The 18149-nt window shown below is 64.3% G+C and carries 19 protein-coding genes; 8 read left to right on the top strand and 11 right to left on the bottom strand.

Annotated elements, in window-relative coordinates; translation table 11 throughout:
• Positions 1 to 4 precede the first annotated feature (4 nt).
• Positions 5 to 1321 carry a sulfatase family protein gene (locus AC1DMA_RS05275; RefSeq protein WP_478143499.1) on the bottom strand — a complete coding sequence of 439 codons (1317 nt, stop codon included), beginning with the start codon at positions 1319 to 1321 and terminating at the stop codon, positions 5 to 7.
• Positions 1322 to 1349: 28 nt separating this feature from the next.
• Positions 1350 to 2336, bottom strand: coding sequence for a Bug family tripartite tricarboxylate transporter substrate binding protein (locus AC1DMA_RS05270; RefSeq protein WP_478124066.1), 987 nt, complete (start codon positions 2334 to 2336; stop codon positions 1350 to 1352).
• Positions 2337 to 2462: 126 nt separating this feature from the next.
• Here AC1DMA_RS05270 and AC1DMA_RS05265 point away from each other — a divergent pair, with 126 nt between their 5' ends.
• Positions 2463 to 2972: a MarR family winged helix-turn-helix transcriptional regulator gene (locus AC1DMA_RS05265; protein ID WP_478124065.1), complete on the top strand. Its 510-nt coding sequence runs from the start codon at positions 2463 to 2465 to the stop codon at positions 2970 to 2972.
• A 35-nt stretch (positions 2973 to 3007) separates the two neighbouring features.
• Here the strand turns inward: AC1DMA_RS05265 and AC1DMA_RS05260 are convergent, their stop codons facing one another.
• Positions 3008 to 4012, bottom strand: a complete 1005-nt coding sequence (locus AC1DMA_RS05260) for a Bug family tripartite tricarboxylate transporter substrate binding protein (RefSeq protein WP_478143498.1) — start codon at positions 4010 to 4012, stop codon at positions 3008 to 3010.
• Positions 4013 to 4172: 160 nt separating this feature from the next.
• On the opposite strand from AC1DMA_RS05260, the gene AC1DMA_RS05255 reads away from it, so the two are divergent.
• The 4 genes from AC1DMA_RS05255 to AC1DMA_RS05240 are packed head-to-tail and all read left to right on the top strand — an operon-like array spanning position 4173 to position 8069.
• Positions 4173 to 5114, top strand: coding sequence for a LysR substrate-binding domain-containing protein (locus AC1DMA_RS05255; RefSeq protein ID WP_478143497.1), 942 nt, complete (start codon positions 4173 to 4175; stop codon positions 5112 to 5114).
• A 41-nt stretch (positions 5115 to 5155) separates the two neighbouring features.
• Entirely contained in the window at positions 5156 to 6559 is a 1404-nt protein-coding gene (locus AC1DMA_RS05250) for a sensor histidine kinase (RefSeq protein WP_478143496.1), read from the top strand.
• Positions 6556 to 7140 carry a GAF domain-containing protein gene (locus tag AC1DMA_RS05245; protein WP_478143495.1) on the top strand — a complete coding sequence of 195 codons (585 nt, stop codon included), beginning with the start codon at positions 6556 to 6558 and terminating at the stop codon, positions 7138 to 7140. Before AC1DMA_RS05250 ends, AC1DMA_RS05245 begins: the two co-directional genes overlap by 4 nt.
• Positions 7137 to 8069, top strand: a complete 933-nt coding sequence (locus AC1DMA_RS05240) for a nucleoside hydrolase (protein ID WP_478143494.1) — start codon at positions 7137 to 7139, stop codon at positions 8067 to 8069. The genes AC1DMA_RS05245 and AC1DMA_RS05240 overlap by 4 nt, the downstream gene beginning before the upstream one ends.
• Here AC1DMA_RS05240 and AC1DMA_RS05235 read toward each other — a convergent pair whose 3' ends face one another.
• The 6 genes from AC1DMA_RS05235 to AC1DMA_RS05210 are packed head-to-tail and all read right to left on the bottom strand — an operon-like array spanning position 8070 to position 14114.
• Complete coding sequence (locus AC1DMA_RS05235) at positions 8070 to 8771, bottom strand: phosphoribosyltransferase (protein WP_478143493.1); 702 nt, start codon at positions 8769 to 8771, stop codon at positions 8070 to 8072.
• A 12-nt stretch (positions 8772 to 8783) separates the two neighbouring features.
• Positions 8784 to 9617: an ATP-binding cassette domain-containing protein gene (locus tag AC1DMA_RS05230; protein ID WP_478143492.1), complete on the bottom strand. Its 834-nt coding sequence runs from the start codon at positions 9615 to 9617 to the stop codon at positions 8784 to 8786.
• A complete protein-coding gene (locus tag AC1DMA_RS05225) occupies positions 9614 to 10633 on the bottom strand; it encodes an ABC transporter ATP-binding protein (RefSeq protein ID WP_478143491.1) in 1020 nt (339 codons plus the stop codon). The genes AC1DMA_RS05230 and AC1DMA_RS05225 overlap by 4 nt, the downstream gene beginning before the upstream one ends.
• On the bottom strand, positions 10630 to 11514 hold the full coding sequence (locus AC1DMA_RS05220) for an ABC transporter permease (RefSeq protein WP_478143490.1): 885 nt from the start codon (positions 11512 to 11514) through the stop codon (positions 10630 to 10632). Before AC1DMA_RS05220 ends, AC1DMA_RS05225 begins: the two co-directional genes overlap by 4 nt.
• Positions 11511 to 12488, bottom strand: coding sequence for an ABC transporter permease (locus tag AC1DMA_RS05215; RefSeq protein ID WP_478124055.1), 978 nt, complete (start codon positions 12486 to 12488; stop codon positions 11511 to 11513). Before AC1DMA_RS05215 ends, AC1DMA_RS05220 begins: the two co-directional genes overlap by 4 nt.
• A gap of 33 nt (positions 12489 to 12521) precedes the next feature.
• Positions 12522 to 14114 (bottom strand): ABC transporter substrate-binding protein, encoded by a 1593-nt coding sequence (locus tag AC1DMA_RS05210; RefSeq protein WP_478143489.1) that lies wholly within the window; start codon positions 14112 to 14114, stop codon positions 12522 to 12524.
• Positions 14115 to 14242: 128 nt separating this feature from the next.
• On the opposite strand from AC1DMA_RS05210, the gene AC1DMA_RS05205 reads away from it, so the two are divergent.
• The 3 genes from AC1DMA_RS05205 to AC1DMA_RS05195 all read left to right on the top strand — a co-directional run bounded on the left by AC1DMA_RS05205 (position 14243) and on the right by AC1DMA_RS05195 (position 16473).
• Positions 14243 to 15427, top strand: coding sequence for a M20 aminoacylase family protein (locus tag AC1DMA_RS05205; protein WP_478143488.1), 1185 nt, complete (start codon positions 14243 to 14245; stop codon positions 15425 to 15427).
• Between the two features lie 109 nt (positions 15428 to 15536).
• A complete protein-coding gene (locus tag AC1DMA_RS05200; RefSeq protein ID WP_478143487.1) occupies positions 15537 to 16019 on the top strand; it encodes a hypothetical protein in 483 nt (160 codons plus the stop codon).
• A gap of 196 nt (positions 16020 to 16215) precedes the next feature.
• Complete coding sequence (locus tag AC1DMA_RS05195) at positions 16216 to 16473, top strand: hypothetical protein (protein ID WP_478124051.1); 258 nt, start codon at positions 16216 to 16218, stop codon at positions 16471 to 16473.
• 14 nt (positions 16474 to 16487) lie between these two features.
• Here the strand turns inward: AC1DMA_RS05195 and AC1DMA_RS05190 are convergent, their stop codons facing one another.
• Positions 16488 to 17270, bottom strand: a complete 783-nt coding sequence (locus tag AC1DMA_RS05190) for a YoaK family protein (protein ID WP_478143486.1) — start codon at positions 17268 to 17270, stop codon at positions 16488 to 16490.
• A gap of 93 nt (positions 17271 to 17363) precedes the next feature.
• On the bottom strand, positions 17364 to 18023 hold the full coding sequence (locus AC1DMA_RS05185) for a Rossmann-fold NAD(P)-binding domain-containing protein (protein WP_478143485.1): 660 nt from the start codon (positions 18021 to 18023) through the stop codon (positions 17364 to 17366).
• Positions 18024 to 18149: the final 126 nt, after the last annotated feature.

Below are 18149 nucleotides of genomic sequence, written 5' to 3'. Positions count from 1 at the left end.
CACTTCAGCGCTGCGGCATGTCCTTGGCGGAATAGCCGAGGCTGACCGTCGCGTCTTCCGGAATGGGCGGCATGGTCGCATTCCATGCCTGCCAGGCCGCACGCATCGCGGCCAGCCGCTCTGGGTCGCGCTTGGCCTGATTGGCGCGCTCGCGCTCGTCGGCCGGGATATTGAAGAGATATTCGTTGCCGTCCACCTGCAGGTACTTCCAGTCGCCGTCGCGCATTGCGCACTGGCCGCGATGGTTCATGCGCCAATGGAGAGGCCGCCGGAAGCTGGAGGCCGCGTCACGAAGAACAGGCATCAGCGAGATTCCATCGAGCGGATAGGCCGGGTTCGCCGAGACGCCCGCTGCATCGAGCATGGTGGCCGACCAGTCCATCGTCATGCAGTGCTGCGCGCTTTCGCCGCCGGGGCCAATGACATCCGGCCAATGCGCAATCCACGGCACGCGGATGCCGCCTTCAGTGAGGTCCATCTTGCCGCCAACCAGCGGCCAGTTGTCAGAGAAGCGTTCGCCGCCGTTGTCGCTGGTGAAGACGACCAGTGTGTTGTCGGCCATGCCGTGCTTGTCGAGCGCATCCATGATCCAGCCGATGCCTTCGTCCATGTGATGGATCATGCGGCGGTAAACGTGGATGTTTCCCCCGGCGAGATCGAACAGGTTGTCCTTCACCTGGGGCCCCCGGCCTGCGTCTTCGCGGGTTTCCCAGGGCCAGTGCGGCGCGGTGTAGTGCAGGCTCAGGAAAAACGGCGCGTCCTGCTGCGCCATGCGGTCGACATAGTCGACGGCACGGCGCGAGAGCAGGTCGGTCAAGTAGCCCTCCTGCTGACAGTCGTCCTCGCCAAGCCACAGATCGTGCCGTCCGGTCGAGTCGCAATGGGTGAAGTAGTCGACGCCCCCCGACATCGGCCCGAAGAACTCCTCATAGCCCGAGCGCAGTGGCCCGAATGAAGGCAACGAACCCAGGTGCCATTTGCCGATGAGCGAAGTGCGGTAGCCGCCGTCGCGCAGCATCGAGGGCAAGGTCGGGTGCTCCGGGGGCATCCCGAGCGTCGTGCTTCCCCGGCTTTTGCTGTTGATCGGCTCTTCGGCCGCGCCGCGCAGGCGGTACTGATAGCGCGCCGTGATCATCGCGAAGCGCGTGGGCGAGCACACCGGCGAGTTCGAGTAGCCCTGCGTGAACTTGATGCCGCGCGCTGCCATCCGGTCGAGCACCGGCGACACAGGCCCGAAGTCGGCCTCGCGACCGCCGTAGCAGCCGAGATCCGCATAGCCGAGGTCGTCGGCGACGATGAAGATGATGTTGGGTCGTTGCATGGATTTCAGGGTTGGTAGCCGGATTTCATTAGTCATTCGCCTGGAAATTCACGGCCTTCATGATCACGGCCCAGCGGGCGGTGTCTTCGCGCATTGTCTTCAGGAGTGCGTTCGCGTCGTCGCCGGTGACATACATGCCGTTCTGCAGCAGTTGCTGCTTCACCTCGGGCGAATTGACCGCGCGGGTGAATTCGGCGCGCAGCTTCTCGACGATCGGCTTCGGCGTCTTCGCGGGCGCGTAGTAGGCGAACCATGCGGTCGCGACCACATCTTTCAGCCCGGCCTCGACGAAAGTCGGAAGATCGGGCATCAGCGGCGAGCGCTTCTCGCCGCTGGTCGCGAGCACCTTCACGCGGCCGCCGGGCTGCATCTGGAGCGCACCGCCGACGGTGTCGAAGTAGACCGGAATCTGCCCGCCCATCACGTCCTGCCGCGCAGGAGTAGAGCCCCGGTAAGGCACATGGACCATCTTGAGCCCCGCCGAGCGATTGAGCATCTCGCCGAGAAAATGCGATGGCGTGCCCGCGCCGTACGAGCCGAAGCTGACTTTGTCGCCCTGCGCCCTGGCCCACGTGATGAACTCGGCCAGCGTGTTGGCCGGCACGTCCTTGCTCACCACCAGCGCGAGTTCGAAGCGCGCTGCATTGACGATCGGGACGAAGTCCTTGATCGGGTCGTACGACAGCTTCGCGTACGCGCTCGGGTACATCGTCATCATGCTGGCGGTGCCGAGCAGCAGGGTGCGTCCGTCGGGCGGCGCGGTCTTGACCGCCTCGACCGCAATGCGGCCCGATGCGCCCGAACGGTTGTCGACGATCAGCGGGCCGAGCGAGTCGCGCACCTCCTGGGCGATGGCGCGCGTCAGCACGTCCTGCGTGCCGCCGGCCGGAACGCCGATCAGCACCTTGATCGGCTGGCCGGGCGTGAAGGCCGCTTCGGCGCTTGCCAGGGGCGAGAGCGCGAGGGCGCAGAGGCCGGCAACCAGGCTGCGGCGGTCGAGATCGGTGCGGGGCATGAATGTCTCCTGGAATGGGTTCGAACTGCAGGCCTTCGGGAGGAACCGGCCTCGGATCACTTTAGATTTGCGACACTCGATTGATCTAATCAACCATTCTCCGGACTAACCCCAGATGAACCCCAGATGAACCCGACGCCAGCACCGCGCCGACCGCTCGACGACCTGCTGCTGTATCGGCTGTCGCGGCTTCTCTCGGTCGCGGGCAGCATGGTCATCAGGATCTGCGAGGGGCGCTTCGGCATCACGCGGCGCGAGTGGCGGCTGATTGCCACGCTGGCGAGCCATGGCGAACTGAGTTCGTCCGGTCTCGCCGAGCATGCGCAGCTCGATCGCGCGCGTACATCGAAAGCCATCGGTTCGCTGGTGGACAAACAACTGATCGCTCGCTCGCGTCCGGCGGGTGACCGGCGGCAGGTGCTCTTGTGTCTCACCGAGCGCGGCCGGGAGGTGTACGACGAACTGTTCCCGCTGGTGACCCGCATCAACACCGACCTGCTCGGCGCACTCGACGCCGACGCCGCCACGCAACTCAACCAATCGCTCGCACGCCTGCAACTGCATGCGGAACAGATGGTTGCCGAGGCAGTGCTGCCCAAGGCGGACCGCCGGCGGCGCGGCGCCAAGGCGGATTGAGCAGCAACGGGTGCGCACATCATGTCGTGCCAGCTTCAATCCAGCTTCATGCCGGTCGACTTGACGATCTTGCCGTAGCGGGCGCGGGCGCTCTCGAGGTGCTGCGCGGCTGCATCGCCGGTTTCGCCGAGCGCCACCATGTCGAGCGCGGCGAGGCGTGCCTTGACCTCCGGCGTCGCGAGGGCAGTCTGCAGCGCCTTGCGCAGCGTTGCCATGACAGGCTCCGGTGTTGCGGCCGGGACCATCGCCATGTAGAGCACCTCGAACTCCAGGTCCTTGAGGCCCAGTTCGCCCACTGTGGGCACCTGCGGAAGGAGCGGCGCACGCTGGCGTCCGGTGACGGCCAGGGGCGTGATCTTGCCGGTCTGGATTTGCGGCAGCAGCCCCGGCGTCGCGAGGATGCCCGCCTGGACCTCGTTCGACAGCAGCGCCATCACGGCCGGCGCATTGCCCTTGTAGGGCACGTGGACCACCTTCGCGCCAGTGACGGTCGAGAAGATTTCCGAAGCGATGTGGCCGGGGCTGCCGTTCCCGGCAGAGCCGAAGGTGATCTCGCGTGTCTTGCTCTTGGCAACGAAGTCGTTGAAGTCCTTGGCCTGGACGGCAGGGTTCACGGCAAACGTGAGCCCGGATGAACTGAAGATCATCAGCGGCTTCAGGTCCTTCGGCGCGAAAGGCATGCTCTTGTAGAGATGCGGGTTGATCGTGAAGGTGGTGTCGATGCTCAGCAGCACGGCGTAGCCGTCTGCGGGGCTCTTGGCAACCGCGTCGGCGCCGATGTTGCCGCCTGCCCCAGGGCGGTTGTCGACGACGAAAGGCTGCCCGAGTTCGTGTTGAAGCGGTACGGCAAGCGCACGCCCCAGGATGTCCAGCGGGCCGCCCGCCGGAAAGTTGGTGATGAGTTTGACGGGCTTGTCAGGGAATCCCGCCTGGGCGGCGGCCGTGACCGCGCAAAGGCTGGCGGCAATGACGAGGGCGGCCTTCGCAATCAGGCCGCCTCGGCGTGGCGCGCTGCGCGCTTGGCGAAGGTGCAGGTTCATTCGTTTTGTCTCCGGTCCGTTCGCGACGCTCGGAAGGCGGCGTCGACATGCGGCCACTCTAGGAGCGCGACGGCCGCCGCACAAATGAAAGCTCTTCTGCGTGGTATTCCTGATCGTTATATTTGGATCTCAGCTCTGCTCAAGCGCCGCGCAACAAGCCATGAATTTCTCCCGCCTGAAACTGCGTCACCTCCAGTGCCTGGCCATCGTCGGCCAGGAGCGCAACCTCGTTCGCGCGGCCAAGGCGCTCGCGCTGACGCAGCCTGCGGTGTCCAAGACCATTGCCGAACTCGAGGACATCGTCGGGCGGCCATTGCTCGTGCGCCGTCGCCGCGGCGTGGATCTGACGCCCGCAGGCGAAGTGCTCGTGCGGCACGCGGTCGTGATGCTGCGTGGACTGCGGGAGGGGCTGTCGCTCGCGCTCGACCAGCCGGAAACGGACCATGTCCGCCTCGCCGTTGGCGCGCTGCCGAACATGGCGGCGAGCCTGCTGCCCGCCTCCATTGCGTTGTTGACTGCTTCGCATCCCGTCCTGCGCGTGCGCGTGGTCAGCGGCACCAATGCGCAATTGATGACGCAGCTTCGTCAGGGGGAGATCGACGTGGTGCTCGGACGCCTCGCGCAAGCTTCGGCCATGGTGGACCTGGCTTTCGAGCAGCTCTACAGCGAGCCTCTGATGCTCGTCGCCCGGGCCCATCACCCCCTGGCCGAGTCCAGGGAACCGACGCTCGATGCGTTGGCGGACTTTCCGCTCATCTTGCCGGTGCAGGGCACATTGGTTCGCGACACCGCGGACGGCTTTCTCTACGCACGGGGCGTCGCGCCGCCCCGGCAACTGATCGAGGCCACCGATACGACCTTCGCATTGGCGCTGCTGGGTCGAACCGACGCCGTCTGGTTTGCGCCGAAAGGAGCGGCCGAAGCAGCGCTGGCGCTCGGCGACCTGTGCCGCCTCCAATTCGATACAAGCAGCACTGAAGGGCCCGTGGGCATGACCGTTCGACGTGCCGGCGAATCCAGCGCGGGAGTGCAGTTGCTGGTTCAAGCGCTGCGCACCGTGCTCGAAAAGAACCCTTCAGAAATCCTGTCCGCCTGCCGATAACAGTTCGACGCCACCGCTGACGTCGTCTCGAACTTGTTGCTATGGAAACCGAAAATGAAGGGCAGGGCAGTACGGGTACTGCCGTCGAACAGCCAAAGCGGCAGTTGGATCTGACCGTCGAGCGTTCGCAGTGGATCGGCGCACAACTGATGAAGAGCCTGATGAATGTGACGCCGGGCAGGGGCGTCATAAGCGTGACGTTGATCCCGCTCATGGTCGGCTTCTGCTGGGACAACGCCAATCGAATGGCATTGATCCTTTGGCTCTTTTCTGCGCTTCCGATCACCGTGGCGAGGCTCTTCGTGTGTCGGACCTACAGACGGACATACCGCGACGCACCTGCGGAGATCAAGGCGGAATTCGTCCGTCGGTTGCTGCCATTGGCGATGGTGGAGGGCGCCTTCTGGGGAATATCGGTTTGGATATTCTTCCAGCGTATTCCGGTCGTGGACCAGTTCGGGTGCTGGGTCATCCTGACGATTCAAGTCGTTGGCCCGCTCACGAGACTGGCTTTCGTGCCCCGGTTGATGCAGGGATACATCGGCACTCTCTTCGCGGTCGCGCTTTCGGGCATTGCATACACGCTCGTGGCGTATCCGGACGATCATCGCTTCCATCTTTGGTTTGTCGCGCTGATTCTTTTCCAGTGGTTCTCTATCCAATATCAAGCGAAATCCTTCCTCCGGAACCAGACCGAGCATTTCGGGCTTCAATACGACCTGGCCGAAAAAGAGCGCCAGGCCCTCGAATCGCTCGACCTCAAGAGCCGCTTCCTGGCCGTCGCCACACACGACCTTCGGCAACCCGTTGCGGCATTGAGGCTCTACGTCGATTTTCTCAATGACGATCCGGAGGCGAGCCACGAACTGGCGCCGAAGATTGCAAACGCAACTGCCGCGGTGAGTCATCTGTTCGACTCTCTCTTCGACTTGTCGAGCCTCGACAGTGGCCGTGTGCGCCTGACAGTACAGCCTGTGCAAATTGCCGAAGTCATGCGCGACTTGCAGCTTCAACATGAACCTTTGGCCACCGCCAAGAACATCAAGCTGCGTGTCCGCGCCTGCGACGCATTGATTCATTCCGATCGCGTGCGCCTGAAAAGGATGATCGGCAATGTCCTTTCGAACGCCATCAAATACAGCATGCCAGGCAAGCAGATTCTCCTGGCTGCGCGCGTTCTCAGGACCGGTGTTCGCATCGAAGTATGGGACCAGGGCATCGGCATTCCCGCCGACCAGATCGACAAGGTGTTCGACGAGTTCTACAAGGTGGCCGAAGGCGCGGCCTTGTCGAGCGACGGCGTCGGGCTGGGCCTGTCACTCGTCTCGCGCCTCGCCAAGACGCTCCAGTCGGAGGTTCGCCTCCAATCGGTCGTCGGCCGCGGCACCCGTTGCTCCATTCGATTGGGTGATCTGAATTCCGCAATTCGAGGTGACTGGCGATGAATTCTTCGTCTGAAAACAGGGATGCAGGGTTGAACGAATGGGCGGCGCGCGTGGCCAGCATCGCAGCCGGAGCGAGCACGCGTCCCGGCAGTGAAATCGTCGAGCGCTCCATCGGAAGTCTTCTGCGCATCGTGCGCGAGCAGCTCAAGCTCGACGTCGTGTTCGTGGGAGAGTTCGTCGACGGCCATCGCGTGTTCCGTCAGATCTCATCGAGCGCACGCGAACTCTTCCAGGTGGGGCAGTCTCATCCTCTCGAACAAAGCGTGTGCCAAAGAATCGTCGACGGTCGGCTGCCCCATCTCCTGCATGACCTGTCGGGGGTGCGGATGATGTACGGCATGCCCGAGTATTTCAAGAACATCGGTGCGCACATCGGTGTGCCGGTACGGTTCGCCGACGGCACGCTCTACGGCGTCTTGTGCGGGTTCAGCCGTGAAGCGTGTCCTCATCTGGGCGAGCGCGACGTGAGACGCCTGGAGATGGCTGCTGCTGCCACGGCCCGGCTGCTGGCACAGGCGGATGGGTATGAGGTCAGTCCAGCACAATATGCGTTCCACCTGGATTCGCGACTGACTCAATGAACAGCATCTGGATCGACACCGACATGGGCTTCGATGACCTCGCGGCGGTGCTGACCGTGACGCAGACGCCCGGTTGGCGTGTGGACGGCATGTCGCTTGTCGCGGGCAACGCACCGCTCGAAGTGGTGATCGACAACGCGCTGCGTTCTGCGGCATTCTTCGAGTGGGGCTTTCCGATTCACGCGGGCAGCTCCAGGCCGATGGCCAGTGAACTGGTGACAGCGCAGAACATCCTCGGCATGGATGGCATGGCGTCAGCAGGCCGCAGCTTGCCGATGGCTCGCGGCTCGTTGGCATCGCGCGATGCCGTGGCTGCGTTGATTGACTATCTCGATTCGTCACGCGATCCGGCGACTGTGCTGGCGCTGGGTCCGCTCTCCAACATCGCCGCCGTTCTGCAACGCCGACCCGAGCTTGCAGCGCGCATCGGGCGCCTCATGTGGATGGGTGGCAGCGCAGGGCCGGGCAATCACACGGCAGCGGCGGAGTTCAATGCGGCGGTCGATCCGGAAGCGATCAACGTGGTGCTCGAAGCGGGCGTGGTGCTGCACATGGTGGGTCTCGACGCCTGCCGGCAGGTGCGCGTACATGCAAGCGATGCCGAAGCGTTGCGCGCGCTCGGCTCCGACAAGGCGCAAGTGTTGGCCGACCTGCTGCTCGGCTATGTTCGCATCGCAAGCCCGGCCGGCACGCTGCCGATGTCGCTGTACGACCCGACGGTCGCGGCGGCGCTGGTGGCTCCCCAAGGGATGACGTTCAGGCCGGCGCACGTGGTGGCCGAATGCAAGGGGGAGCACACGCGCGGCATGACGGTCGTTGAATGGCGAGTGCCGAAACGGGCTTCGCCGAATGCGCAGGTGGCGAGCGTCGCGGACGAGGCGTTGCTGCGGCGCGTGGTGCTCGAAGCTCTTGCGCGCGCCGCGGGCTGATCAGTCCCGCAGGACCCATCCCTCGGGGACGGCCTTCAGCAGGGGGCTCTCGAACACGCCGACCACTCGAGTTGCGCGTTCTGCGCCGAGCCGGTCAACCCAGCGGCCGCCCTGCAGCATGGCGACTCCGCAGGCCACCACATGGCCCCCGAGCGATTCGATCAGGTCCCATGCCGCAAGCAGTGTGGTTCCGGTACTGATCGCGTCGTCGACCAGCACCAGTCGCTTGCCTTGGACAAGGGGGCGGAGATTCGGGTCGAGGTAGATGCGCTTTCCCGGCGTCGGAGAGGTGATCGAATGCACGGGCGCGGACAGCGCTTCGTCATACCAGAACTTGCGCGAGTAGCCCATCGGCACGTAGCGCGTGTGGCCCAGCGCATGGGCGACGACGGGTGCGAGCGTGAGCCCCAGCGTGGGCAGTCCGATGACCACATCGGGCGCATGCGCAGACAGACCTTGCGCGAGCATGGTGCCCAGCGCTTCAACCACTTCGAGCGAAGCGTGGTTGACCAGCAGCGAAGCAACGGCGTGCGACGGCTCGCTCGGCAACTGCCGGATGGGCAGCATGAGAACGCGGCCGTCCGGCAGGCGTGCCGGATAGGCGAACTGCCATGGTGCTTCGGGCTGTTCAACCGCATCCGCTGCGACGATGCGCTGCCAGTAGTCGGTGGTGGCTTCAGTGAAATGACGGGTCATGATCATGTCGTCGCCGACTCATTGCACTTCGAGCTGGCGCGAAGGATCGGGCACCGGCGTGGCGGCGAGCAGGCGCTGGGTGTAGGGGTCGCGGGGTGAGTTCAGCACTGCGTCGGCATCGCCGCTTTCGACGACACGGCCCTGGTGCATCACCATCACGCGATCGGCCATGGCGCGCACGACGCCCAGGTCGTGCGTGATGAAGAGGTAAGACAGTTTCCTTTCGCGCTGCAGATCGAACATCAGCTTCAGAATCTGCGCGCGCACGGAGACATCGAGCGCAGACACCGGCTCGTCGGCAATGATCAGCGCAGGATTGGACGCCAGCGCACGTGCAATGCCCACGCGCTGGCGTTGGCCGCCGGAGAGCTCATGCGGAAGCCGATCGCGGAAGTGCGCGGCTGGCAGGCCGACCTGATCGAGCAGCGCATCGACTTCAGCTGCGGCGGCGCGACGGTCGAGGCTGCGGTGATAGGTCAATGGGAGTGCAACGCTCTGGCCGATGGTGCGGCGCGGATTGAGCGACCCGCCGGTGTCCTGGAACACCACTTGAACTTCGCGGCGAAAGATGCGCGCCGCTTCGCCGGACCGCGTGGCGAGGTCCATGCCCTTGTAGAGAATGCTTCCCTCGCTCGGCGCCGTGAGGCCCAGAAGCATGCGACCCAGTGTGGTTTTGCCGCTGCCGCTTTCACCGACGAGCGCCAGCACTTCACCGGGATGAATGGAGAGCGACACGCGATCTACCGCGCGCTGCATCTGCCGGGCGCGAAACAATCCTCCGCTCCCGCGCACTGGAAAGAGCCGGCTCAGGTCGCGCGCTTCGAGCAGCGGGGTGGTCGTGGCTGCGTTCATGGCGATGTCGCCTTGTTGCGCTGCCACGCGTCGGCGGCGAGCGGCTCATCGCTCAGGAGGCAGCGGTCGGCGCCGAGTCCATGCGCCGTCAGTGCGGGTGCGACGCTGTCGCAGAGGCCTCGGCGCGCCATCGGACAACGCGGATGAAAGCGGCAGCCTTGCGGCCAATGCCCCGCAATCGGCACGCTCCCCGGAATGGAGAACAGCGAATGCGCGCGCGACTGCGGACTCAGGATGCTCCCGAGCAGCCCTTGCGTGTAGGGATGGCGCGGCGCCGCGAAGAGCGCCGCGACTTCGTTCGATTCGACCACCTGTCCCGCATACATCACGTTGACGCGCTGGCAGGTCTCGGCGACCACCGCGAGGTCATGGGTGATCAACAGGATGCCCAGGTCAAGCTCTTTGCGAAGCCGCATCAGCAACTTCAGGATGCCCGCCTGCACGGTGACGTCGAGTGCTGTCGTGGGTTCGTCGGCGATCAGCAGTGCCGGCCGCATCGCCAATGCCGTTGCGATCAGGATGCGCTGGCGCATGCCGCCGGAGAGCTCGTGAGGATATTGACGCGCGACCCGCTGTGCGTTGGGCAGTTCCATCATGTCCAGCAATTCGAGCACGCGCGCTTGCATGCCGTCGGTTCGCCCATGCGCACGGAGTGGTTCTGCAATCTGCCGTCCGACAGGCATGAGCGGATCGAGGTAGCTGGTCGGGTCCTGAAAAACCATGCCCACGCGCGCGCCGCGCACGGCACGCAAATCGGACGCTTTCAGTTGCGCCAGGTCGTGGCCTTCGAGCAGGATCTGCCCCGCGGCAACGCGCGCCAGCGGAGAGGGAAAGAGATTCATGATCGCGAAAGCCGTCATCGACTTGCCCGAGCCTGACTCACCCACGAGGCCTACCGCCTCGCCGCGGCGAACGGTGAGCGAAAGGTCGTTCACCACGCGCAGGGCAGTCGCGCCCTGGCGGATGTCGACCGACAAGCCGCGAATGTCCAAGAGATGTTCGGCAGTGGCGCTCATTTCGAACCTCTCGGGTTGAGCGCGTCGTTCAGCGCATCGCCGAAGACGTTGAACGACAGCACCGTGAGCGCAATGGCCAGGCCGGGAAAGGCCGACATCCACCAGGCACTGCGCAGGTATTGCTGTGCGTCGTTCAGCATCGCCCCCCACGACACATGATTGGGATCGCCGAGCCCGAAGAAGCTCAGGCTGGCTTCGATGAGGATGGCCATGGCAATGTCCAGCGAGCCGAGCACGATGATCGGCGCGGCCACATTGGGCAAGATCTCCCGCATGATGATGGCGCCATGGCCCATGCCCGCCACGCGTGCCGCATCCACGAATTGCGATTGCGCGAGTGTCGCGACCGAGGCGCGAACCACCCGCGCAAGCTGCGGCCATGAAAGTGCGGCGATCACCACGATCATCTTGAAGACGCTGGTGCCGAACAGCGCGATCACGATGAGCGCCACCACGAAGCGCGGCAGGGTCTGGAAGAACTCGGCGATGCGCATCAACAGCGTGTCGAGCCATCCGCCGAAGTAGCCTGCGAGCGCGCCGACGATCACGCCGGCAACGACTGCGCACAAGGCGCTCATGACGCCGACCGTGAGCGAGATGCGTGTGCCGAAGACCACGCGCGACCCGATGTCACGCCCCAGGTCGTCGGTGCCGAGCCAGTGGCCGGGGGAGAGCGGTTCGAGTAGCGAACTGTCGCCGCCGCCGAGCGGATCGTAGGCAGTCACCATCGGTGCGAAGAGCGCCAGCGCAAACAGCAGCACAAGGAAGGACACTGCAAGCAGCGTCGTCGGCCGTCGCAGCAGGCGCCGCCAGAACCCGGCCTTGCGAAATGCCGTAGTCGCCGTCGGAACCGCGATCAGGACTTGCGTTGCGTCGTTCATGCGCGTTCGATCCTCGGATCGATGAGTCTGTGGACGATGTCGGTGACAAGGTTCGCGATCACCACCGTGACGGACACCATCAGCAAGATCGCCAGCATCACGGGATAGTCGCGCTTGGAGATCGATTCATACAGCAGGCGGCCGATTCCGGGCCACGCGAAAACCGCTTCGATCAATGCCGACCCCGCAAGCACGAAGCCCACGTTGTAGCCAATGACGGTGAGGACGGGCGCTGCGGCATTGCGCAAGGCGTGCACGACGACGACCGTCCACTCCGAAGCGCCGCGCGATCGCGATGCCAGGATGAAGTCGGCATTCATGACCTCCAGCATTGCAGCGCGCGTGATGCGGGTGATCAGCGTGAGATAGCGCAGCGACAAAGCGAAAGCCGGCAGCACCAGATACGACAGATGCTGAACGAATCCATCAAAGCCTGGCAGCGTGCCACGGACCGGGTTGTTGCCTTGCGAGGGAAGCCATCCCAGCCCGATCGCGAACACCAGGATCAGCAACTGGCCAAGCCAGAAGTCCGGGATTGAATAACCTGCCGACGAGGCGCCCTGGATGGCCGAATCAACCAGAGCGCGGCCGGAGCGCGCTGCCGAACGCGCGGCAACCACGCCGAGCATGATCCCCAGGACGCTGGCGAAAGCGAGCGCGGTCAGCGTGAGTTCCAGCGTCGCGCCGAGCCGTTCGAGAATCAGCGTCGCCACGGGCTGTTGATTGGCGAATGAGTAGCCGAAGTCGCCCTGGAGCACTTTGCCCAGATAGCGCAGCAACTGGATCCACACGGGCTGGTCGAGCCCGAATTCGCGGCGCATCTGGTCGAGGTATTCGGGCGGCGCGGGGAAATCGCCCACCAGCAGCGTGATCGGATCGCCCGGCGTGAAGGCAATCAGCAGGAAGTTGAGCACGACCACCGCAAGCAGCAGCGGAATCGCGTGCAGCAGACGCCGCAGGATGAAAGAGGACATGTGGAATCAGGCCAAGGCGCCTTGCGGCCCCCTTCAATCCCTGAGCTTCACGCCGGCCCATTGGTCGCGTGCGTCGAGCGCGGGGAAGACGCCGGTGAGCTTCTTGCTCGCCGTATCGACCGTCTCTTCGTCGAACAGCACCAGCGTCGGCAGGTCCTCGTTCAGGATCACCTGCAACTCCTTGTAGAGCTTGGCGCGGACCTCGCGATCGGTGGCCGTGGCGGCGCGGTTCAGCAGGTCGTCGACCTTCGGGTTCGAGTAGCCGCTCGCATTGGTATTGGGCGCGGTGCCGGTGTAGGTGCTGTACAGGCGCGTGTAGCCGATGGCCGGGTCGCCTGCGGAGAAGTACGAGCCCAGCATCATGTCGTAGTCGCGCTTGGCGAACACGCGGTCGTAGTACACCGAGCGTTCCAACGGCTCCAGCTTCACCTCGATGCCCATCTGGCGCAGGTTGTCCTGGATGATCTGCGCCTGCGCGCGCATCTGCGCACGGCTTGCGTCGAAGGGCATTCGCAAGGTCGTGGTGCCGGGCTTGGCGCCGGCCTTCTCGAAGAGAGCCTTGGCGCGTGCCGGCTCGAGCGGGTACTTCTTCGCGTAGCTCACGTCTTCGTCGAAAAGCCACTTGAAGCCGTCGCCGAAGGCACCCGCACCCGGCCGCGCAATGCCGTTCATGGCCTGCTTGACCAGGCGCTGCCGATCGATCGCCAGGGCGGCCGCATGGCGCGCTTCGAGTTTCGAGAAGATCGGCGACTGCGTGTTGAACATCAGGAAATAGATCGCCGGGATGTTCACACCGCGACGCGGCGCGAGGCTCTTGTCCGCGAGGATGCGCGGGACGTCGGGCTTGGGCGTGTAGAAGTCGAGCAACTCGTCGATCTCGCCCGTCTGCAAGGCGGGCACGCGGTTGGCTGCCTGCGGAATCACCTGGAAGATGATCGATTCGAGAAAGGGCTTGTCGCCATCCCAGTACTGGTCATTGCGCACAAGCTTGATGCTGGCGCCGCGCTTCCATTCGCCGAACTTGAAGGGGCCGGTGCCCACGGGCTTCTGGTTGGCCGGATTGGTACCGATGTTGCTGCCTTCGTAGAGATGGCGCGGAAGCATCGGTGCGTCGAACACCGTCATCTGCGAGAGCAGTGGCGCGTAGGGCTTTTGCAGCCTGACCACCACCGTCAGGGCATCGGGCGTGTCGACCTCGATGCCGAGGTTCTTGAACACCGGCGCCGCGCGGGGATGCAGCTTGCCGACCACTTCCATCAACGTGAACTTGACGTCGGCGCTCGTGAAGTCCTTGCCGTCGTGCCACTTCACGCCTTTGCGCAGCGCGAAGCGGTAAGTCTTGCCATCCGGCGAGATCGTCCAGGCCGTGGCGAGGGAGGGCTTCGGGTTGTACTGGGGGTCGAGCCACACCAGGCCCTCCAGGATCTTGGCGGATACGTCGCCGGCGGCGAAATCCGTGGTGGTGCCGAGGTTCAGCGTCGGCGGATCGGCATCGATGGCGAGCACCGCGGTGCCCTTGCCGGTCGCGGCGCGGCCGTAGCGAGTGGTCGCGAGTCCGCCGGCTGCGGCGAGCGCGCCGAGCGTCAGCTGGCGACGGGTCAGGAGGGGGAGGGTGGGGGTCTGCAAGTGGTGAGTCATCGTCGGAGTTGAAGCCTTCGGAGGCAGCCGCTTCGGAAGCAATATCGAGGCCATCGCGGCACCCCGCATTATTGGCGTGGAAAATGCGAACCCAGTGCGTTGAAGGCGGCCTCTTGATGATTTCAGTACCCATCCATCCCGGCATCCGGGCCTCGACCGCGGAAATGGTCAAACTGCGGCGGCAAATCCACGCCAATCCCGAGCTCGGCTATGAGGAGTTCCAGACCAGTGACCTGGTGGCCGAGCGATTGGCACGATGGGGCTACACGGTCCATCGCGGCCTCGGCGGCACGGGCGTGGTCGGTACGCTCAAGCTCGGCGACGGTTCCAGGCGCCTGGGCCTGCGCGCCGACATGGATGCGCTGCCGATGACGGAGACCACCGGCCTCTCATGGGCAAGCCGCAAGCCCGGCGCCATGCACGCCTGCGGCCATGACGGACACACGGCGACGCTGCTTGCCGCGGCGCAACTGCTGGCAGTCAGCCAGAGCTTCAGCGGCACTTTGAACGTCATCTTCCAGCCCGCCGAGGAAGGACTGATGGGCGCGAAGAAGATGGTCGAGGAGGGTCTGTTCGAGCGCTTTCCGTGCGATGCCGTGTACGCATATCACAACGAGCCCGGTTTCCCGGCGGGGCAGTTCGGGTTCCTGCCGGGCGTGATCTACAGCTCTTCGGACACGGCCATCATCACCATCGAAGGCAAGGGCGGCCACGGCGCTATGCCGCATACGACGGTGGACCCGGTGATGGTCGCGGCGCACCTGATTCTTGCGTTGCAGACGCTCGTCTCGCGCGAAGTCGACCCCAACGACATGGCTGTCGTCACGGTCGGCGCCATGAGCGCGGGCAAGGCGCCCAACGTGATTCCGACAAGCGCCGAGCTCAAGCTGTCGATCCGGGCGCGAAGAGCTGAAGTGCGCGCCTTCCTGCGCGACCGCATCATTGCCATGGCGCAAGCCCAGGCTGCCGTGCATGGCGCCAGCGCGACAGTGGACTACCAGTGGAAGATGCCGCCCTGCGTGAACGATGTTGCCGCGACGGCCTTCGCGCGCCAGGTGGCCCTGGAAACGATGGGCGAGGAGGCGCTCATCCCCGACATGGCGCCATTGCAGGCCAGCGACGACTTCGCCTTCATGCTGAACGCCGTGCCGGGCAGCTACTTCATTGTCGGCAACGGCGATGGCAAGCCGGGGAGCGGCCCGGGCTGCATGGTGCACAACACCGGCTATGACTTCAACGATGAGATCCTGCCCAGCACCGCGAGCTATTGGGTCTCGCTGGCGCAGGCCTACTTGCGATAGATGCGCATGCAGACAAAGACAAAGATAAAGACGACGGGAGCAATGTATGCCTGAGCCCACGCTGCAGAACGATGAGTACGCAGCACTTCACAAAGAGGCGACGAGCTGCATGTCTGAGCTTGCAATGCTCGAACGTGCATGCGTCATCGGCGCCGCAGCGATCTTCGCCTGGGTGGCGACAAACGCGGAGTCGCTGGTTGGTTTTGCGGGTCTGGTGTGGTGGGTGCCGGTCGCCATTGCCGCGTATGGGGGCCTGAAGGCCCTGGCGATCCGCAGGCACATCGCCGCGGTGGGCGGGTATCTCCGGGAGCTGGAAGGCCAAGTCGCTGGCGGCGGCTTGCAGAAACACTTCGGACGTCGCTGGGGCGCACGCCGTGGGCTCTCCGCTGCGGCATGGCTTCTATTCGCCTGCCTGACAGTTGCTGGCAGCACACTGGGGTTCATGCAGTTTCGCTCGGAGTGCCCCGGGCCATTGATGAACGCCTGCAGCCAGCAACAAGACGAAGACAGCCAGGACCAGGATCAGGAACAGGAAAGCCTGAAGCACGGCACCGGGCTCAGTGCGAGCGTTGCCGCACCCCGCACGTTTTGAGAACTCGCGTGACGGCCTCTACAGCACGCGCACGAGCGCGAAAACGGCTGACATCAGCACCACCGCAATGCCCGTGGCAGTAGCAAGCCGGTTGGCAAACAAGCGACGCATCAGGACCTCCAGTTTCGGGCAAACGGTACCTTAAATTGAAGGCTTTTCTTGCATTTGCAGATTGAAATGAAGGAGCCAGCAAACCATGGCCACCGCAAAATCCATTGACACAGCCGACTACAAGCTCTTTCCCTCACCGAGGAACGTGCATCGCATCGTGTTCGAGCACCAGGTCTTCGTGCCGTACCCGTATGCGCTCATCGTGATGGACGAGTTCTATTTCAAGGGCCGCTACAGCCTGTTCTCGGCATGCCGTCTCAGTGACGGCAAGATGGGACAGGTGGCGACCTTCGAGCTTGCCTCCGATGTCGACATCTTCAACAAGAAGTTCACGCCGGACTGAGCATTGCTGACGACTCATCGCCCGCGGCGGTTCAGGAAACCGAATGTGAAGCCCAGCGCATGCAGCTTTTCAAGGTCGCGCCGGAAGGGCGGCACCGAGAGGAGCAGCAGAAGCGCCGCCAGTGGAATCACGCAGACGAATCCCAGGTTCTTGAATCCAAACGCGCCCGCAATGCCGCCAACGACAAACATCAGGACGAGACCGCCTGCCATGCGCATGCGCTGCCGGTCCGCGCGCACGAACATCTGAGCGGGCCTTCCGCTGCGGTTCCAGTAGATCATCTTGCCGATTTCCATTCCGAGGTCGGTGATGTTGCCCGTCATGTGCGTCGTTCGGATGCTCCCGCCGGACGTCTTGGAGCCGACGGCGTTCTGCAAGCCCATGATGAACGAGAGGAGCAGCACGGTGAGCGGCACCGCAAAAGGCGTACGCCAGTTGAGCGTCACGGAGCCCATCAGGCCGAACGGAAACATCAACACGGCTTCGAGAATGAGCGGCAGGGCATAGACGCTATGAAGATGATGTTTACGGCCCCAGTTGACAAGCACGGCGCAGAGCGCAGCCCCCGACATGAACGACACGATGGCCCCGAGGGCGTTCATCAACAACGTGGAGTTTTCGAGCACCAGGCCGTCGGCGAGCTGAGAGGCGAAGCCCGTCATGTGCGACGTATAGAAGTGGAGGACCAGAAATCCTCCGGCATTGACGGCGCCGGCATTGAACGCGAGGAGCAATCCCAGGGTCCGGTTCGTCGACGGAGCCCGGTGCCGGTTGGTGAGGAAGCGAAGCCGCCGCATAGTGCCGTTCCCGAGAGCCAGTGAGAAGGCGATCAGTCTAGCCGGCAACGAGCGCAATTCGTTGCCGGATGCTGCCAACGCGGATGCAGCGGCTCAAGCTCGGGCCATCGTGTCCATGAGAACGGTTTGCATCAAGCACTTGTGGTTCTCCGAACGCTGTTCCTCGTCCAGAGGCACGTTGGCCCTGCGCAGGGACCATCGGGGGGGATGGGTCGCGTCGACCACGAAGTCCGCTTCGCTGGCTGCCGACTCATGGCCGGGCTTGCCAGGCTTGACGACAAAGCCCACCTGCCGCGCGGACGCGAGGAACACGCGGCTTCGCAGAGTCTGCGTGTCCCCCAGAAACACAATGCCTGGCGGGGCCCCGGTGGGTGGCCCGGCTTCCGAGAGCGTGAGCAGATCCGCCAACGCCCGGGCGGGCCGGTCGTCCAGGCCGAGCCCGGCATAGACCGGCACGCCGGCTTCCCTTTCGATGCGCTCGACCACCGGCGCTGCGAGCGACCCGCAGTCGATCGCGTCATACATGCGGCCCAGGATGCGGGCCAGGGCGCCGAGGTCGCGAGGTACGGAGCCGTCAGCATCGGCGAAAGGCACCTCGGCGACGCGAGCACCGAGGTCGATCGCCGCCCGTTGAAGCGGCGAACTCTTCGGTCCCGGCGTCTCGACCAGCAATGAGAGATTCTTTCCTTGCAGCGCGTGGCGGATCGAACCCGACCGCGCTTCGGCGCGCAGGCACCTGGCGAACGCGAACACCGACAGAATCGGGCTCGCGTCCGAGAGACTGTCAAAAGGCAAACGATGCAACAGAGCGGGAGAAGCGCCTTTCACACCGGCGACGGTATGGCACATGCCGCGGGCCGATGTTGACCGCCGTCAAAT

Source organism: Variovorax sp. 05N34 (assembly GCF_056397405.1).
Note: the sequence above shows the minus strand (reverse complement) of the source record. Positions and strands in the feature narration are given on the sequence as shown.

Excerpts from the sequence above, each read along its gene's own strand:
- AC1DMA_RS05275 (WP_478143499.1), bottom strand. The coding sequence starts at position 1,321 with ATGCAACGACCCAACATCATCTTCATCGTCGCCGACGACCTCGGCTAT.
- AC1DMA_RS05270 (WP_478124066.1), bottom strand. The coding sequence starts at position 2,336 with ATGCCCCGCACCGATCTCGACCGCCGCAGCCTGGTTGCCGGCCTCTGC.
- AC1DMA_RS05265 (WP_478124065.1), top strand. The coding sequence starts at position 2,463 with ATGAACCCGACGCCAGCACCGCGCCGACCGCTCGACGACCTGCTGCTG.
- AC1DMA_RS05260 (WP_478143498.1), bottom strand. The coding sequence starts at position 4,012 with ATGAACCTGCACCTTCGCCAAGCGCGCAGCGCGCCACGCCGAGGCGGC.
- AC1DMA_RS05255 (WP_478143497.1), top strand. The coding sequence starts at position 4,173 with ATGAATTTCTCCCGCCTGAAACTGCGTCACCTCCAGTGCCTGGCCATC.
- AC1DMA_RS05250 (WP_478143496.1), top strand. The coding sequence starts at position 5,156 with ATGGAAACCGAAAATGAAGGGCAGGGCAGTACGGGTACTGCCGTCGAA.
- AC1DMA_RS05245 (WP_478143495.1), top strand. The coding sequence starts at position 6,556 with ATGAATTCTTCGTCTGAAAACAGGGATGCAGGGTTGAACGAATGGGCG.
- AC1DMA_RS05240 (WP_478143494.1), top strand. The coding sequence starts at position 7,137 with ATGAACAGCATCTGGATCGACACCGACATGGGCTTCGATGACCTCGCG.
- AC1DMA_RS05235 (WP_478143493.1), bottom strand. The coding sequence starts at position 8,771 with ATGATCATGACCCGTCATTTCACTGAAGCCACCACCGACTACTGGCAG.
- AC1DMA_RS05230 (WP_478143492.1), bottom strand. The coding sequence starts at position 9,617 with ATGAACGCAGCCACGACCACCCCGCTGCTCGAAGCGCGCGACCTGAGC.
- AC1DMA_RS05225 (WP_478143491.1), bottom strand. The coding sequence starts at position 10,633 with ATGAGCGCCACTGCCGAACATCTCTTGGACATTCGCGGCTTGTCGGTC.
- AC1DMA_RS05220 (WP_478143490.1), bottom strand. The coding sequence starts at position 11,514 with ATGAACGACGCAACGCAAGTCCTGATCGCGGTTCCGACGGCGACTACG.
- AC1DMA_RS05215 (WP_478124055.1), bottom strand. The coding sequence starts at position 12,488 with ATGTCCTCTTTCATCCTGCGGCGTCTGCTGCACGCGATTCCGCTGCTG.
- AC1DMA_RS05205 (WP_478143488.1), top strand. The coding sequence starts at position 14,243 with ATGATTTCAGTACCCATCCATCCCGGCATCCGGGCCTCGACCGCGGAA.
- AC1DMA_RS05200 (WP_478143487.1), top strand. The coding sequence starts at position 15,537 with ATGTCTGAGCTTGCAATGCTCGAACGTGCATGCGTCATCGGCGCCGCA.
- AC1DMA_RS05195 (WP_478124051.1), top strand. The coding sequence starts at position 16,216 with ATGGCCACCGCAAAATCCATTGACACAGCCGACTACAAGCTCTTTCCC.
- AC1DMA_RS05190 (WP_478143486.1), bottom strand. The coding sequence starts at position 17,270 with ATGCGGCGGCTTCGCTTCCTCACCAACCGGCACCGGGCTCCGTCGACG.